This window comes from Corallococcus exercitus (assembly GCF_042231735.1).
GTDB classification, from domain to species: Bacteria; Myxococcota; Myxococcia; order Myxococcales; family Myxococcaceae; genus Corallococcus; species Corallococcus exercitus_B.
In genome coordinates this window covers 1,360,902-1,378,629 of sequence record NZ_CP102577.1, presented here as the reverse complement: position 1 = coordinate 1,378,629, position 17,728 = coordinate 1,360,902, and the positions used below count along the sequence as shown (strand labels likewise).

At 73.8% G+C, this 17,728-nt stretch carries 4 protein-coding genes; all 4 read right to left on the bottom strand.

From position 1 onward, the window contains the following. Positions 1-71: 71 nt before the first annotated feature. From NR792_RS05100 to NR792_RS05085, 4 genes are read right to left on the bottom strand one after another with little or no spacing between them, the layout of a single operon-like run. Positions 72-1,022: a hypothetical protein gene (locus tag NR792_RS05100; RefSeq protein ID WP_375758935.1), complete on the bottom strand. Its 951-nt coding sequence runs from the start codon at positions 1,020-1,022 to the stop codon at positions 72-74. Positions 1,023-1,071: 49 nt separating this feature from the next. After that, complete coding sequence (locus tag NR792_RS05095; RefSeq protein WP_375758934.1) at positions 1,072-9,126, bottom strand: amino acid adenylation domain-containing protein; 8,055 nt, start codon at positions 9,124-9,126, stop codon at positions 1,072-1,074. Further along, positions 9,123-12,146, bottom strand: a complete 3,024-nt coding sequence (locus tag NR792_RS05090; RefSeq protein WP_375758933.1) for a type I polyketide synthase — start codon at positions 12,144-12,146, stop codon at positions 9,123-9,125. The genes NR792_RS05095 and NR792_RS05090 overlap by 4 nt, the downstream gene beginning before the upstream one ends. 2 nt (positions 12,147-12,148) lie before the next feature. Then, a complete protein-coding gene (locus tag NR792_RS05085) occupies positions 12,149-17,674 on the bottom strand; it encodes an acyltransferase domain-containing protein (protein WP_375758932.1) in 5,526 nt (1,841 codons plus the stop codon). Between the last annotated feature and the right edge of the window lie 54 nt (positions 17,675-17,728).

Below are 17,728 nucleotides of genomic sequence, written 5' to 3'. Positions count from 1 at the left end.
GGCAAGGAAACAACGAGCGGCCGCGCCCCGGAACTCCCTCCGGGGCGCGGCCGCTCTACTGGGGGGACTGCCTAGTTGGGCGAGTTGCGGTACTCGAAGTCCTCGAGCGTCATCAGGTAGTCCTTCTTGTCCTCGCGGTACCGGATGCAGTAGCGCGTCGGGTAGAGGCCGGAGACCTCCATCGCCGGGGGCGCCTTGATGACGCGGCAGTCCTCGACGGGCTTGCTCTTGGCGAAGCTGCCCTCGACCACGGTCTCGAAGTACGTGATGTGGCCGTCATAGGCGCCGTAGACGAACGCCTGCGTGAAGGGCTCGCCGTTGAAGGGCGACTCGGCGATGTCCGCCAGGTGGTTGCCCATGCGCGCGGACACGCCCTTCTGGTTCTCGAAGCCCGTCGGGTAGAAGGGCGCCGGCGGGTCCTTGATGGCCTTCGCGTAGTCGTTGCAGTCCGTGTAGACGCCGCACGGGCCGGTGCGGATGAAGTTGCGCGTCACGAAGTCCTGCATGAAGAAGTGCAGGTCGAAGTGCCCCTTGTCGAACGCGCCGATGGGGCCGTGGCCCCGGCCCTGCCAGTTGAACATGATCCACTGGAAGGGGACGTCCTTCATCTTGGGGAACCAGAGCACGCGCTCGTGGCCGCCGTTGCACTCCTTCTCCGGGTCCGTCACTCCGTCGTTGTTCATGTCCCAGCACGTCTGCCCGTCGTTCGTCGGCTGATGGGGCAGCATGGGCAGCGTGTCCATGGCGGCCTGGTCCACGGTGACGCCAATGGCCTTCACGGAGCCGTCCGGGTTCTTCTGGACGATGGACTGCACGTAGCCGTCGCCAAACGACACGCGGTTCTCCATCAGGTCGCACAGGCCACGGTACGCGCCGTCCTTCACCAGCTTGGACAGCTCCTTCTCGGAGACCTTCTTGGCCTTGCCGTCGACACAGGCATCCACGGTCTCGCCCTCATCGGAACAGCCAGCCATGCCCAGCAGGGCCACACCCAAAATCCACGGACTCAGACGATGAAACACGGTGCACTCCTTGTGAACGAAACGGGATGAACGAAGCAGCAGCCCCGGCTCAAGCGCGCAGGGCGGACGACAGCGAGCCCACGAGCGCGTCGAGCCCGTGGCTGAACAGGGTGTAGTGGTTGCCTTCCAGCTCCACGAGCTGGCCGCCCGAGGTGAGCCGCAGCCACGCCTCCGCGTTCTGCCGCGAGGCGCCTCCAGGCTGCGCGCCCCGGCAGAACCACACGCGGCCGGCGTAGGGCCGGGCCTGGTACGCGGTGAGGGCGCGCATGTTCGCCTTGAACACCTCCGCGTGCGCCCCCAGCGTCGCGCGGTCGAGCTCCGGGGCGATGGCCTCCTGCGCCCGCAGGTCCTCCACCACGCGCTCCAGCACGGCCTCCGCGGGCAGGTCCCGCAGCGCGCCGGCATCCACCGAGACGCGCCGGGCCGACAGGGCGCCCAGGTCCTCGGCGAAGCGCGCCATCAGCGCCGCCTCGTCCATGGCGTCCCCACCCTGCCCCGCCGGCGGGACGAGCACGTCGATGAGCGCGAGCGTGGAGACGGTGTCTCCCGCCGCCTGGAGCTGGCGTGCCATCTCGTAGGCGACGACGCCGCCCATGGACCAGCCGCCCAGGTGGTACGGGCCGCGAGGCTGCACGTCGCGCAGCGCCTCCAGGTACGCCGCGGCCATGGCCTCGATGGACCGGGGCGGCGCGCCGGGCGGCACCTGGAGCCCGAAGACGGGCTGATCCGGCCCCAGCTTCCGCGCCAGCTCCGCGTAGCAGAGGACGCTGCCTCCCACGGGGTGCACGAGGAAGAGCGGCGGCCGCGTGCCCGACGGCTGGATGGGCACCAGTGCGCCCCGCCCCTCGCGCCGGGGCGCTTCCGGTCCCTCCAGGGACGCGGCGAGCAGCGCGATGGTGGGCATCTCGAAGAGGGTCGCCAGCGGCAGCTCCCGGCCCAGCTCCTGGCGCAGCCGCGCCATCAGCCGCACCGCGAGCAGCGAGTTGCCGCCCACCTCGAAGAAGTTGTCGTGGACGCCCACCGGGCCCGGCAGCAGGCCTTCCCAGAGGCCGGCCAGCGTCTTCTCCAGCCCGGTGCGCGGCGGCACCCGGACGCCGGTCTGCTTCTGCGGCTGCGTGCCCTCCAGGGCCGGCAGCGCGCCGCGGTCCACCTTCCCGTTCGCGCTGAGCGGCAGCGAGTCCAGCGTCACGAAGGTCTGCGGCACCATGTACTCCGGCAGCTTCGTGCGCAGCGCCTCGCGCAGGGCGTCCAGCGCCGGGGGCGCCTCCGCGTCCAGCACCACGTAGGCGACGAGCCGCTTGTTGCCCCGCTTCTCACCCACCGCGGACGCGACGGCGGCGCGCACGCCCGGGTGCTGGAGCAGCGCGTTCTCAATCTCCCCCAGCTCGATGCGGAAGCCCTGCACCTTGACCTGGAAGTCCTCGCGGCCCAGGAACTCGATGTCGCCGGAGGGCAGGCAGCGGCCCAGGTCGCCCGTGCGGTACAGCCGCTCGCCCGTCAGCGGGTGGCGGATGAAGCTGGCGCGGGTCTTCTCCTCGTCCTTCCAGTAGCCGCGCGCGACGCCCACGCCGCCGATGAAGATCTGCCCCGGCACCCAGGTGGGACAAGGCATCAGCGCGTCGTCGAGCACCAGCATCTGCTGGTTCAGCATCGCCTTGCCGTAGGGGATGCTGGGCCAGGCCGGGTCCACGTCGCCAATGGGGTAGACGATGGACCAGATGGCCGCCTCGGTGGCGCCGCCCATGCTGTAGACGGCGGCGTTCGGCGCCACGGCGCGGATGCGCTCCGGCAGCGACACCGGAATCCAGTCGCCGCTCATCATCACCGTCTTGAGCTGGGGCCACGTCTCGCCCAGGCCCGCCAGGTGGTCGGTCATCATCTCCATCAGCGCGGGCACGCTGTTCCACACCGTCACGCGGTGCTCGCGCACCAGCTGGAGCCAGCGGCCGGGCTCGCGCAGCTCACCGGGCTCCGGGATGACCAGCGCGCCGCCCGCGGCCAGGAGGCCGAAGACGTCCCACACGGAGAGGTCGAAGTTCATCGCCGACAGCGCGAAGCCCCGGCTGTCCGCGTCGACGCCGTAGCGCGTGTTGACGTCCAGCAGCGTGTTGAGCGCGGACCGGTGCTCAATCATCACGCCCTTGGGGTGGCCCGTGGAGCCGGACGTGTAGATGACGTAGGCCAGGTCCTCCGGACGCTGCACGCTCGGCAGCGCGTCCGCGGCGGGGCGCTGCGCCTCCGGTCCGTCGATGGCCAGCACCGCGTCAGAGTCCACGCCCGCCAGGTCCAGCTTGAGCCAGGACTGGGTGAGCACCTGCTTCGCCCCCGTGTTCTCCAGGAGGTAGCGCAGGCGCGCCGGAGGCAGGTGCGCGTCGATGGGCACGTACGCGGCGCCGGACTTGAGGACGCCCAGCGCGGCGACGACCTGCTCCCAGCCCTTCTCCATCACCAGGGCCACGAGCGCGTTGGGCTTCGCCCCCTGGTCGCGCAGCCACCGCGCGACGCGGTTGGAGGCTGCGTCCAGTTCGCCGTAGGTGAGCGTGCGGCGCGAGGTGATGACCGCGAGCCGGTCCGGCTGGAGCGCCGCGGCCCGCACGAACGGCTCGTGCATCAGGCCCTGCGCCACGGGCGCGGCCGTCGCGTTGGCCAGCCGGCGGGCTTCCAGCTGCTCCGGAGGCACCAGCAAGCGCGTGCGCTCACTCCAGGCGGACGGCTCCGCGGCCAGCCGCGTCACCAGGCCCGAGTAGGCCTCGAACATGGCGTCGATCATCCCCGCCGGGAACAGCTCCTCCACCACGTCCCAGTTGAGGACGAGTCCACCGCCGTCCTCCACCACCTGGTGGTCCAGGAACACCTGGGGCGTGCGGATGCTGCTGTGGATCTCCTCGCCGCCCGTGCCCATGGTGAGCAGGTGCTGGGCCAGGCCGGCCGGAGCGGCGTCACCTTCGCGCGAGTGGAAGTTGATGGTGCTCGCGTAGACGACGGGCATGCGGGCGCGCCGCATGTCGCCGTCGCGCCGGTTGAGCTCGCGCAGGACGCGCACGCCGCTGAACGACGCCTGGTCCAGGTCGTTCCACAGCTGCTGCTGGAGCCGCTGCGCCCGCGCGGCGATGGACTCCGCGCGCTCCACCCGCACCTCCAGCAGCGTGGTGGCGCTGAAGTTGCCGAGCACCCGGTCCACGTGCGGGTGCAGCGGCACGCGGTTGAAGAACAGCACGTTGAGCGTGAAGGCGCGGCTGCGGCCCCAGGTGGCCAGCACCTCCGCGTAGGCCGAGCACATCACCATGGAGGGCGTGACGCCCGCCTCGCGCGCCAGCTCCTTGAAGCGCGCCCACTGCGCCTTGGGCAGCCGGAACGAGCGGTGCGTGAAGCGCGGCAGCTCCAGCGTGCCCGGGTGGCGGGCCAGGGGCAGCTCCGGCGCGGGCGGCAGCTTGGGGACGCGCTCCAGCCAGTACTTCTCCGCGGCGGCGTACGCGGGGCCTGACTCCAGCGCCTGCACGCCCAGGACGTAGTCGCGGAAGGTGATGTCGATGGGACGCAGCGCCCCGGCACCCTCGCGGTACACGGCGGACCATTCCTTGAAGAGCAGCGACGTGCTCCACGCGTCCACCACCAGGGCGTCGAAGCCCAGGTGCAGCCGCGTGCGCTCGCCGTCCAGCCGCGTGGCCCGGACGTCGAACAGCGGGAAGCGGTCCGTCTGGAAGACCTGGGTGGCCATCTCCTGACGCAGGGCCGCGAGCGCGCGCTCGACCTGGGAGGCGTCCTGGCCCCGCAGGTCCACCGTGCGGATGACGAACGGGGGCACCGTGGGCAGCACGCGCTGCTGGCCGTCCGGCGTCACCACCGCGCGCAGCATGTCGTGGCGCTGGATGATGACGTCCAGGCTCGAGCCCAGCCGCTCCAGGTCCACGCCCAGCAGGTCCACCTCCAGGAAGAAGTACGTGGACACGCCGCCCAGCTCGAAGGAGCGGGTGCGGCCCAGCAGGTACGCCTGCTGGAGGTCCGTCATGCCGAAGGGCTCGTGGCGCCCTTCCCCGTCATGGGTGAGCACCTCCACCGGGGCCGGCTCCGCGCTCGCGGCCCGCGCCAGCTCCACCGCGCCGCTCGCGGGAGGGGCCTCCAGCGAGAGCTGTCCGAGGATCTCCGTGCACAGGGCCTTGAGGCTCGCGCCCGCCAGGAGCCCGCCGAGCGACAGCGCCACGTTCAGCTCGTTGGCGACCGCGCTCTTGAGCTCCAGCGCCATCAGCGAGTCGAAGCCCGCGTGCGCCAGCGGCGCGTCCACGTCCACGTCCGAAGCGGAGGCGCGGAGGATGACGGCGACCTGTCCGCGCAGCCACTCGACCAGCCGGGGCGTGCGCTCCGCCACCTGCAGGCGCGCGAGCACGTCCCGCAGGCCCGACGCCGCGGGACGGGCGGCGCCCACCGACGGCGTGGCCTCCGCGCGCGTCACCTTCTGGAGCGCCTGGACCGTCGTGCGCTTGAGCAGCGCCCCTTCCGCGCGCAGGAAGACGCGGCCCTGCGCGTCCGCCACGTCCACGTCCGCGACAATCGTCGTGTCCCCGTCCTTCCAGGGCCGCAGCCGCACGTGCGCCCGGGTCGCGGCCGCCGGCGTGGCGGGACCGACGACGAAGCGCGCGACCTCGACGATCATGTAGATGGCGTCCTCGGGCACGTCGCCCGGCAGGCACGCGAAGACCGCCTGGAAGAGCGCGTCCACCAGGCCCGGGTGGACGCGGTAGCCCTCCGCCTCCTTCGCGTCGGGCGCCCGCATCGTCGCGAGCGCCTCGCCCTCGCGGAAGCGGACCTGTTCAATCCAGCGCGCCGAGTGCCCGAGCACCAGCTGGCGCTTCTCCATGCGCGCGTAGAACTCCGCGCCGTCCAGCGTCTGCCCGCATCTCGCGAGGATGGCGTCCGCGGACTCCAGGCCCTTCTCCTCCTGGGCCTCCGCGAGCCGCCCCTCCACGTGCACCGACCAAGCGCTGGAGTCCTCCGAAGCGCCCGGCGGCAGGCTGTGGAGCGCGAAGCTCCGCTCCCCCTTCGCGTCCGGCGGCTCCACCACCAGGTGCGCGACGCGCGTCTCGTCGTCGTCCATGAGGAGCCCGCGCCGGACCGACAGGCCCTCCACGCGGCAGGCTCCGCCCCCTGGCGTCAGCGCGTGCCAGGACTGGAGCGCCGCCTCCAGGAAGACGCCCACGTTCACCACCCGCATCCCGCCCATCCGGCAGTCCGCCAGACACGGGTGCTGGGCCGCGTCGTACCGCACGCGGAACTGGGCCGCGGGCAGCGGCGACGGCAGCCGGTGGCCCAGCAGCGTCGTTGAAGCGGCCTCCTCCTGCACGGAGACCTGCGAGCGGACCGCCGCACCGGGCGCGGGAGCGGCGTACCAGTACCGCTTCCGGTCGAAGGTGTACGTCGGCAGCGGGACCCGGCGCGGCTCCAGGCCCGCGTGCAGGCCGTCCCAGTCCAGGTCGGCGCCGCGCGTATACAGGGCGCCCGCGCTCTCCAGCATGGAGCGCTGGGGGGCCAGCCCCTTGCGCATCGAGGGCAGGAAGGCGCGGTCCCCCGCGGGCGCGTAGCGCTTCACCATGCCGATGAGGTGGGGCGCGGGGCCGACCTCCACGAAGGTGTCGAAGCCGTTCTCGAACAGCCACTCCATGCTGGCCTGGAAGCGCACGGCCTCGCGGGCGTGCTCGCGCAGGTAGCGCGGCCCCAGCGTGCCGGCGTCCACGGGCCGGCCGGTCAGGTTGGAGATGAGCGGGATGGACGGCTCCTGGAACGTGAGCCCGGACGCGGCCTGCTCCAGCGCGTCCAGCATCGGATCCAACAGCGGCGAGTGGAACGCCTGCGAGACGTTCATGCGCTTGTGCTTGTGGCCCTGCGCCGTCAGCACCTGGAGCACCTGCTCCACGGCGTCCGCCTGGCCGGAGATGACGGTGTTGTCCGGCGCGTTCACCGCGGCCACGGACACGCGGTCGGCCCTGCCCTCCAGCGCGGAGCGCACCTGGGCCTCGCTGGCGAAGACGGACGCCATCGCGCCCGCCTCCGGCAGCGCCTGCATGAGCGCGCCGCGCACGGCGAGCAGCGCCACGGCCGCCTCGGGCTCGAAGACGCCCGCGACGCAGGCCGCGACGTACTCACCCACGCTGTGCCCCAGCACCGCGGCGGGGACGACGCCCCAGCTGCGCCAGAGCATGGCGAGCGCGTACTCCACGGAGAAGAGCGCGGCCTGGGTGTAGCGGGTCTGATCCAGCAGGCCCGCCGTGAAGCCCTCGCCGCGCAAGAGCGTGAGCAGCGGCACGTCCCAGTGGGACTTCAGCGCCTCCGCGCAGCGGTCCAGCGCCTGCCGGAACACCGGCTGCGAGGCGTGCAGTTCCACCGCCATGCCCGGGAACTGGCTGCCCTGGCCGGTGAAGAGGAAGGCCACCTTCGGCATCTGCCCCACCTGCGCGCGTCCCAGGGACGCCCCCGCGGGCAGCTCCCCCGCCGCGATGGCGGACAGCGCGTGCTGGAGCGACTCCAGGTCGTCCGCGGGCAGCGCCACGCGCTCCTGGAACCGGGCCCGGCCGGTGTTCACGCTGAAGCACACGTCCTCCAGCAGCAGGTCGCGATGGGTCGCCAGGTGCGACGCGTGCCGCCCCGCCAGCCGCGCCAGCACCGCGGGGCTGCGCGCGGACAGGGTGAAGAGCTGCGTGCCGGGCTCGAAGGCCCGCGCCGGGCGCACCACGGCCGGGGCCTCCTCCACCACCAGGTGGGCGTTGGTCCCGCTCGCGCCGAAGGAGCTCACCCCCGCGATGCGCGGACGCTCGGCGCGCGGCCACGCCTCCGGCCGGGTGGAGATGGCCACCGGCAGCGCCTCCAGGTCGATTTCGGGGTTCAGCTCCCGGAACTGCACCTGGGGCGGCAGCTCCTCGTTCTGCAGCGCGAGGATGACCTTCATGAGGCCCGCGGCGCCCGCCGCCGGCTCCAGGTGCCCGATGTTGGCCTTGATGGACCCGATGTGGATGCGGTCCCCCTCGGCCCGTCCCTCGCCCAGCGCCGCGCCCAGCGCGCGGACCTCTATCGGGTCGCCGAGCGGCGTCCCCGTGCCGTGCGTCTCCACGTAGCTGACGCGGTCCGCCCCCACGCGCGCGGCCTTGAGCGCGCCGCGGATGACGTCCTGCTGGGCGGCGGGGTTGGGCACCGTGAGGCCGCCGCTGCGGCCGTCCTGGTTGACGCACGAGCCGCGGATGAGCGCGTGGATGTGGTCCTTCGCCGCCACCGCGTCCGACAGGCGCTTGAGCACGAAGACGACACAGCCCTCGCCCCGGGTGTAGCCGTTGGCGTTCCGGTCGAACGTCTTGCAGTAGCCGTCCGGCGACAGCATGCCCGCGCGCGACAGCACCACGAACCACTCCGGCGACAGCAGCACGTTGACGCCGCCCGCCAGTGCTAGCGAACACTCTCCCGCGCGCAAGCTTTGACATGCCTGGTGCAGGGCGACGGCGGAAGATGAACAGGCCGTGTCCACGGACAGGCTGGGACCGCGCAGGCCCAGCCAGTACGACAGCCGCCCGGCCGCGAACGTGGACGCGTTGCTGGTGAGGCAGTAGGCGTCCAGCTGATCGATGGGCGTCTCCTGCATCAGCTTCTGGCAGTAGTCGTAGTTGGTGATGCCCACGAACACGCCGGCCAGGCTCCCCTCGAGCCTGTCGAAGGGCTGCGCGGCGTTCTCCAGGGCCTCCCAGCTCACCTCCAGGAACAGGCGCTGCTGGGGATCCAACGTCGCGGCCTCGCGCGGGGAGATGCCGAACACGCCCGCGTCGAACCGGTCGACCTGCGCCAGGAACCCGCCCTTGAAGGGCTGTCCCTCCGGGGTCGCCGCGGCGCCGCGCTCGGCCGGGAACGCGCGGATGCCGTCCCCCCCGGAGCGCAGGAAGCGCCACAGCGAGGCGGGGTCGTCGTTGCCGCCCGGCAGGCGGCAGGACATGCCCACCACGGCGATGGGCTCGGAGCGCTGGGACTCGACGGCGTCGAGCTTCCCGCGGAACTCACGGATGCGCTCCAGGGCACGCTGGAGCAGTTCGTCGCGGTTGGACGCTTCGGTGGAAACCGGCGGGTTGCTCATGACAGGTGGTCCTTGCTGGAGATGGAGGAGGTCTCTTCGAGCTCGCGGGCCAGGAGGTCGGCGATGCTGTCGGTGCCGCCTCCGGTCTCCTGGCTCTGGCCTCTGGGGGGGGGAGGTGCCTCGCGCTGCGAAGTGGAAGGCGCCGGCGGCGGCGTGAGGAACGTCCCCAGCTGCCGGGACAGCCGCTCCACGGTGGGGTTCTCGAAGATGACGGTGACGGCGAACTTGCGTCCCAGCTGCTGCTCCAGCCGGTTGCGCAGCTGTCCGGCCATCACGGAGTCCATGCCCATCTGGAAGAAGCCACCCTTGGGGTCGAGCCGGGCGGCGTCGAACTTCAGGATGCGCGCCACCTCCGCGTGCACCAGGCTCCGCAGCTTCGCGGCCCGCTCGCGCTCCGGCAGCGCCACCCAGCCGACCAGCTGCGCCGAAGCCGGGGCGCGGACTTCAGCGGGGTGCCGGGCGGGTTCGGGCGGCGTGTCACGCACCGCCGCGCGGGGCAGCTCCATACTGGTGGAGCGCACCGACGCGAGCATCGTGACGGGCCGCTCCTTGAACCAGAAGGACTCGCGCTCGAAGGGATAGGTGGGCAGGCGGAGGAAGTGCCCGTGGGGCGCCAGCAGCCGCTCCAGCCGCAGGCCCAGCCCCGCCGCGTGGAGCGCCGCCGCGGACGTCAGCAGGGCGCCCAGCGCGTCCTGGCTCCCGCTGAGGCTGGACACCGCCAGCACGTCCGTCAGCTCCTGGCGCGCGGCGGCTTCCGCCACCGGCGCGGCGAGCACCGGCTCCACGCCCAGCTCCACGAAGAGCAGGTGGCCCGCGTGCAGCGCTTCCTCGATGCCCGGCCCCACCGGCGCGGGCCGGCGCAGGCACCGCGCCCAGGCCCCGGCGCCCAGCGACTCTCCGTCCAGCACCGTCCCCTCCGCCGAGTAGAGGGGCACCACCGTGGGCCGCGGCGTGAGCCCCGCCAGCGCCGCGCTCAGCGCTCCGGCGGCCGCGTCCCCCTTCGCCAGCAGGGCCGCGCACTCGCGGGCGACGCGCGCGGCGTCCTCCAGCGACAGCGCGCCCGCGACGTGGGCCGCGGCGATCTCCCCCACCCCCTGCCCGAGCACCGCGCCCGGCTCCACGCCCCACGAGCGCCACAGCTCGGCGAGCGCCACCTGCACGGCGAAGTGCTCCCCCACCCCATCCGCGCCCTGCCCCGGCTGGAGCGCGCCGCGACAGCGCTCCAGGGCCTGGGCGAACACCGGACAGTCGCGGCCCAGCGCCGCGAGCCTTGCCCCGGACAACCGGGGCTCCGAGGGGAAGAGGAACACCGGACGCCCCGGCCTTCCGGCCGTGCCCGGATACGCCCCCGGGGGCAGGACGCCCTGCTGGAGCGCGCGCAGCTGCTGCACGGCCTCCTCGCGGGAGCGGACCACGAGCCCCACCCGGTGGTCGTGGTGCGTCCTGCGCAGCGCGGCCGTGGCGCAGACATCCTCCAGCGACTCATGCTGACCGGGGCCGCTCGTCAGGTGGTCCGTCAGCCGCCGGGCCACGTTCGAGAGCGCCTTGCGGCTACGGGCGGACAGCACCAGCAGGTGCGCGCGCTCCGAGCCAGACACGGAAGGCAGCGCGGCGGCCTCGGGCCGCGCGGACTCCAGGGTGCCCAGCACGACGTGCGCGTTGGTGCCACCCGCGCCGAACGAGCTGACCGCGCCGTACCGGCGCTCCGCGGGGTCCGTCCACGGCGTGGACTCCGTGGGCACGTAGAGGCGCGTGCCGTCCAGCGAGATGTGCGGGTTGAGCGCCTGGAAGTGCAGGTTCGCCGGGATGACGCCGTGCTTGAGCGACAGCGCGACCTTGAGGATGCCGACGATGCCGGCGCCCGCCTCCAGGTGCCCGATGTTCGTCTTGATGGAGCCGAGCGCGCAGGGCCGCCGCTCGCCCTCCGCGGCGCCGTAGATTTCGGAGAGGGCCTCCACCTCGATGGGGTCGCCCAGCGAGGTGCCCGTCCCGTGCGCCTCGATGAGCCCCACCTCCGCGCCGGTGAGCCGCGCGCGCTCCAGCGCCTTGCGGATGACGGCGCGCTGGGCCCCGCCGTTGGGGGCCGTGAGGCCGTTGCTGAGCCCGTCCTGGTTGACGGCCGAGCCATGGATGACGGCCCACACCGGGTCCCCGGCCGCGAGCGCGTCCGACAGGCGCTTGAGCACCACGACGCCGCAGCCCTCGCCGCGGACGTAGCCATCCGCGCGCGCGTCGAACGTCTTGCAGCGCCCATCCGGCGCCAGTGGCAGGCCCTTGGAGTGCGCCACCGACACCACGGGCGACAGGAGCAGGTTGAGCCCGCCCACGATGGCGGTGGAGCTCTCCCCGTGGCGCAGGCTCTGGCAGGCCTGGTGGACCGCCACGAGCGACGACGAGCAGGCCGTGTCGAAGGCCATGCTCGGCCCGCGCAGGTCCAGCAGGTACGAGAGCCGGTTGGGGATGATGCAGTTCGTGCCGCCCACCAGCGAGTACGTGCCCAGCACCTGCGGCTCGGAGAGCTGGAGCTGGAGGTAGTCGTTCCCGTTGGCGCCCACGAAGACGCCGGTGTCCGTGCCCGCGAGCGCCTTCGCGCTCAGGCCCGCGTCCTCCAGCGCGTGCCACGCCACCTCCAGGAAGAGGCGCTGCTGCGGATCCATCTGCTCCGCTTCACGGGGCGAGATGCCGAAGAAGTACGGGTCGAAGCGGTCGGGCGCGTCCAGGAACGCGCCGTAGCGCATGTGCATCCGCCCCGGCGCGGCCACGTCCGGGTCGTAGTAGCGCGACAGGTCCCAGCGGTCCGCGGGCACCTCGCTGACGGCGTCCACCTTGCCGCGCAGCATCTTCCAGAGGGACTCCGGGGTCTCCCCTCCCCCCGGGATGCGGCATCCCAGGCCGATGATGGCGATGGGCTCCCGGCCCCGGGACTCCAGGGCCTCGAACCGGGCCCGGAGGTCCTTCAGCGCGTCGAGGCTGCGCTTGAGCAGCGTGGGATCATTCGCGGTGGGCAGCGGGGCCGTCATGGTCAGGACTCCTTGATGAGCTGGTGGACCTGGGCGATCTCGGCCTCCAACAGCCGCTCGAGCTCCAGGTCGGAAGGCAGTGACACGTCGGCGGGCACGGCGGGTGCGACGGACACGGGCGCGGGCGGGACGGCGCGCGCCGGTGCGGGTCGGGCCGCGGGCACCGGCGCCGGCGCCGGCGCGGACGGGGCCTGGCTGAGGACGAACCCCGTCAGCGCCTCCACCGTGGGGTGGTTCCAGAGCGCGGTGGCGGACAGCCGGATGCCGGTGCGCGCCTCGATGCGGTTGCGCAGCTCCAGCGACATGACGGAGTCCATGCCCAGCGTGCGCAGCGGCTGATCCACGGGGACCCGCGCCGGGGCCAGCTTGAGCACCGTGGCCACCACCTGCCGCAGCTCGTCCTCGGCACGCTGCCGCCGCCGCGAGGGCTCCAGCGCGCCCAGCTCGTCGAACAGCGTCCGGGACGCAGGCGCGGCCGGGCGGGTCTCGTCGCTCCGGGGGACCGCGGGGCGCGCCACGTCGAGCACGCGGACCTTCAGCCCGTCGACGTGGAACAGGGGCTCGCCCGCGTCGGTGAAGGCCACCACGTCCACCAGGAACACCGGGCCCTCGCCGCCCGGACGGCGCCGCGCGTGGACATGGAAGGCCCCCTCCGGGAGGCGGTGGAGCGCGAACCCGTCCACCCCGACGCTGATGAGCTGCCGTCCCCGGAACACGAGGCTGGGCGGCAGCGTGGCGATGGAGAGCTGGAGCGCGGAGTCGACGCAGGCCACCTGGGCCAGCTCCGGGTCCACGGACGCCGCGGGCGCAAGGACGCGCCCCAGCGCCTGCGCCTCGCGGGACCAGACGCAGTCCACGCCACGGAAGGCGGCGCGGTACTCCAGCCCGCAGCCCGCCAGCAGCTCGTAGTACCGCACGGAGTCCAGGAGCATCGCCGCGGAGCCGCGCAGCGAGTCCCGGAGCGCCAGCGCCTCCTGCGCCCGCTCCCGGCCCGCCGCCGCCGCCGGCCCCGCGTCCACCAGGGCCCGCGCGTGGGGCACCCACGTGCGGCCCTCGCCCTGGGAGAACACCTGGAGCTCGCGCTGCGCGTCGCGCACGGAGAGCACGGTCTGCACGCGCGGCGCGGGCCCGGAGCCCAGCACCAGCGGCTGCGGGAAGGCGATGTCCCTCAGCGCCACGGGCGCGGTCCCCAGCGCCTCCTTCGCGGCGCGCAGGGCCATGGACAGGAAGACGGCGCCGGGGACCACGGCGTCGCCGGCAACGCGGTGGTCGGCGAGGAAGCCGGACACGTCCGCGCCCCACTCGGCCTGCCAGTGGTGCAGCCGCGGCTCCACGGCGGACGGGAAGTGGCTGCCCAGGAGCCCCTCGCCGCTCGGACGGCTGACAGCGACGGGCGCACGGACCCCGGACGCCGGCTCCAGCCAGAAGCGCTCGCGCTGCCACGGGTAGGTGGGCAGGGGGACGCCGGGGCGGCCCGCGCGGGTGAGGGCGCTCCAGCCGGGCTCCAGCCCCCGCGTGTAGAGCGCCGCCACGGAGCGCAGCAGCGTCTCGCGCTCGGACTCGTTGCGCCGCAGCGACGGCAGCACCTCGCCCGGCTGGCCCACGTCGGCCAGCTCCTGCTCGACGGCGGGCAGCAGGATGGGATGCGGGCTCATCTCGATGAAGACGTCGTGTCCCGCCTCGCGCGCGCGCCGGACCGCCGAGGCGAAGAGGACGGGGTCGCGCAGGTTGCGCACCCAGTAGCCCGCGTCGAAGTCGCGGCCGTCCGTCACCGCGTCCAGGACCGTGGAGTGGATGGGCACCGCCGCGGGCGCCGGCTGGACGCCCGACAGCACCTCCAGCAGCTCGCCCTTCAGCGCGTCCATCTGCGGGCTGTGGGAGGCGACATCCACCTTGACCCAGCGCCAGAAGACGCCGCGGGCCTGGAGCGCCTGGGAGATGACCTCCAGCGCCTGCGGCTGGCCCGACAGCACGGTGGAGCGGGAGCTGTTGCTCACGGCCACGGCGACCTGCGCCTCGTGGCCGCGCAGGACCTCGCGGGCCTCGTCCAGCGTGAGCTCCGCGGCGAGCATGGCGCCCTGCCCGCTCACCCGGCGCAGCAGCTGGCTGCGGCGGCAGATGATCCGCGCGGCGTCCGCCAGGTTCAGCGCGCCCGCGACATACGCCGCCGCGACCTCGCCCATGCTGTGGCCGATGACCGCCTTCGGCTGCACGCCCCAGGAGCGCCAGAGCGCGGCCAGCGCCGCCTCCACGGCGAAGAGCACCGGCTGCACCACGTCCACCCGGGCCATCCGGGACGCGGACTCGGACGCCTCCAGCTCCTCCAGCACGGACCAGCCGGTGAGCGCGTGGATGGCGGCGTCGCACCGCCCCAGCTCCGCGCGGAAGGCCGGCTCCTCGCGCAGCAGTTGCCGCGCCATCCCGTGCCACTGCGAGCCCTGCCCCGGGAAGACGAACACCACCGAGGGCGCCTTCGCGAGCGCCGGGGTCACCAGCCGCTCATGGGGCTCGCCCCGGGCGTACGCGTCCAGCGCCTGGACCAGGTCTTCCCCACTCCGCGCGACCACCGCCAGCCGCTCCGCGTGGTGCGTGCGGCGCAGCGCGGCCGTGGCGGCGACGTCCTCCGCCTGCGTCCACGGCGCCTGGCGAAGCGTCCCGGCCACGCGCGCCGCCAGCTCCCGGAGCGCCTGCGGGGTGTGGGCGGACAGCGGCACCAGCGCGTCGCGGGCGGCGAGGGGCGCCGCCCCCGCGCATCCCAGGCGGAACAGCGTGGCGCGCGCCTCGTAGAGGGCCAGCCGCTCGTCCTCGTCCCGCGTGGTGGACGGCAGGACGACAGGGGGCGGCTGCCGGCCCTCGGCGGCCTGCTGCAGGGCGCCCACCAGCACGGGGTGCGGGCTGAGCTCCACCAGCGCGTCCACGCCGTCCGCCACCAGCGACGCGAGCACCGGGGCAAGCCAGACCGGCGTGCGCAGGTTCTGGCCGAAGTAGCGCCCGTCCACCTCCGGCCCCTCCATCCGCCGCCGCAGGGCGGTGGAGATCATCGGCAGGCGCGCGGGCTTCGGACGGAGCCCGGCGAGCACCGTCTCCAGCTCCGGGAGGATCTCGTCGATCTGCGGGCTGTGCGCGGCGACGTTCACGCGGATCCGCGCGCACAGCTCCTTGCGGCGCTTGAGCTCCGCGAGCAGCGCGTCCAGCGCGGCCGGGTCGCCCGACAGCACGGTGGACCGGGGGCCGTTGTGGCCGGCCAGCACCACCGCCCCACCCGTGGCCTCCAGCAGCCCCGTCAGCGCCTCGGGCGGCAGGTTGACCACCGCCATGCCGCCGCGGTCCGCCAGCAGCTTCTGCAGGCGGCTGTAGTGGTGGATGACGAGCGCCGCCTCCTCCAGGTCGAGGATGCCCGCGATGTGCGCGGCGGCGATCTCCCCCAGGCTGTGCCCCACGACGACGTCCGGGGTGATGCCCCAGGCGCGCCACTGCTCCGCCAGGGCCACCTGGAACGCGAAGAGCAGCGGCTGCACCACGTCCACGTCGTCGTAGCGGGCGACGCCCTCCGCCTTGAACAGCTCCTCCCGGAGCGACTGGCCGGAGTGGACCGCCAGGGCCGCGTCCACGCGCTCGAAGGCCGCGCGGAAGGCGTCCTCCGTGAGCAGCATGCGCCGGCCCATGCCCACCCACTGGCCGCCCTGCGGCGCGCAGACGAAGGCCACCTTCGGAGGCCGGCCGGACGCCGTCCCCAGCGTCACCGTCCCCGCCGCGCCGTCCAGGAAATCGCGCAGGCGCGCCTCCAGCTCCCCCCGGGTGCGCACGCACACGGTGAGCCGCTCCGGGCCGGAGGCCTCCGGCGCCAGCGCCGCGTGGAGCGCGTCGAGCGGCATCCCGGTCCGCAGGGCGTCGAGCGCGCGGCGGGCCTCGGCCTTCAGGCCCTCGGCTCCGGACGCCGCCAGCCCCACCCAGGAGAGCCGCGACGGAGGGGCCTCCTGGAGCACGACGTGGGCGTTGGTGCCTCCCCAGCCGAACGCGCTGACGCCCGCCACCGCCGGGCCGTCCGGCACCGGCCATGCGCGTGTCTCCCGCGAGACCTCCAGGCGCAGCGCCTCGAAGGGGATGAGCGGGTTGGGCCGCGTGAAGTGGAGGCTGGGCACCACCGTGCGCTGCTCGACGCACAGGCAGGCCTTGAGGAAGCCGGCGATGCCCGCGGCCCCCTCCAGGTGGCCGATGTTGGTCTTCACCGAGCCGATGACCAGCGGCGGGCCCTCTCCGCGCGCCTTCGCGAACACGGCCCCGAGCGCCCCCGCTTCGATGGGGTCTCCCAGCGCCGTCCCCGTGCCGTGCGTCTCCACGTAGCCCACCGCGCCCGGCGCCACGCCCGAGCGCGCGTGGACCTGCCGCAGCAGCTTCTCCTGGGCCTCCGGGTTGGGCGCCGTGAGGCCGTTGCTCGGCCCGTCGTTGTTGCTGCCCGTCGCGCGGATGACGCAGCGGATGGTGTCGCCCGCGGCGAGCGCGGCGGAGAGCGGCTTGAGGACCACCACGCCCCCGCCCTCCCCGCGGCCGAAGCCGTCCGCGCTCGCGTCGAACGCCTTGCACACGCCGTCCGGCGACAGGCCGCCGAAGCGGGACAGCGCCACCATCGTGTGCGGCGAGGCCATCACGCTGACGCCGCCGACGATGGCGGTGGTGCTCTCCCCCGCCCACAGGCTCTGGCAGGCCAGGTGGACCGCCACCAGCGACGACGAGCACGCCGTGTCGATGACGAGGCTGGGCCCCTGGAGGCCCAGCACGTACGACAGCCGGTTGGCGATCATGTTGAGCGCCTGTCCGGTGGCCGTGTGCGGCGTGATGCGCCCCGGCTCCGCGCCGCCCAGCTCCGCGTAGTCCCGCCAGATGGCGCCGACGAACACGCCCGTCGCCGTCGCGTGCAGCTCCCGGGGGACGATGCCCGCGTCCTCGAGCGCCTCCCACGCCAGCTCCAGGAACAGGCGCTGCTGCGGATCCATCTCCGCCGCCTCGCGCGGGGAGATGCCGAAGAACAGCGGATCAAACCCCGCGATGTCCTGCAGGAACCCGGCGCGGCGCGGCACCGGCGCGCTGCCTCCGCCGGCATCCGCCTGCTGCAGGCGCCCATCCGTCCAGCGCCCGGCGGGGACCTCCGACACCGCGTCGCGCCCGGTGCGCAGCAGTTCCCAGAACGCGGTGAGGTCCGGCGCGCCGGGAAGGCGGCAGGCCATGCCCACCACCGCGATGGGCTCGTCGCGGGCCACGGAAGGCCCGGCGGCCCCCACGGCGGCCGTGGCGTCCGCGTCCCCCGTGGCCAGGTGCCGCAGGAGCGCGTCCACGCTGGAGTGACGCCAGAAGACCGTGGGAGAGACTTCCCGTCCCGCCAGCTCCGACAAGGCCCGGCCGAGCGCCACCGCTCCCAGCGAGTCGAGCCCGTAGTGGCTGAAGGGCCGGCGCGCGTCGATCTGCTCCGGCGACAGGCCGTTGCGGCGCGCCAACGCCTCCAGCAGGTGGAGCCTGATCGCGGACAGCACGGACGCTTCCGTCACAGGAGCAGAGTTCGTCGGCGCACCCAAGGCAGTTCCCCC

Excerpts from the sequence above, each read along its gene's own strand:
- NR792_RS05095 (WP_375758934.1), bottom strand. The coding sequence starts at position 9,126 with ATGAGCAACCCGCCGGTTTCCACCGAAGCGTCCAACCGCGACGAACTG.
- NR792_RS05090 (WP_375758933.1), bottom strand. The coding sequence starts at position 12,146 with ATGACGGCCCCGCTGCCCACCGCGAATGATCCCACGCTGCTCAAGCGC.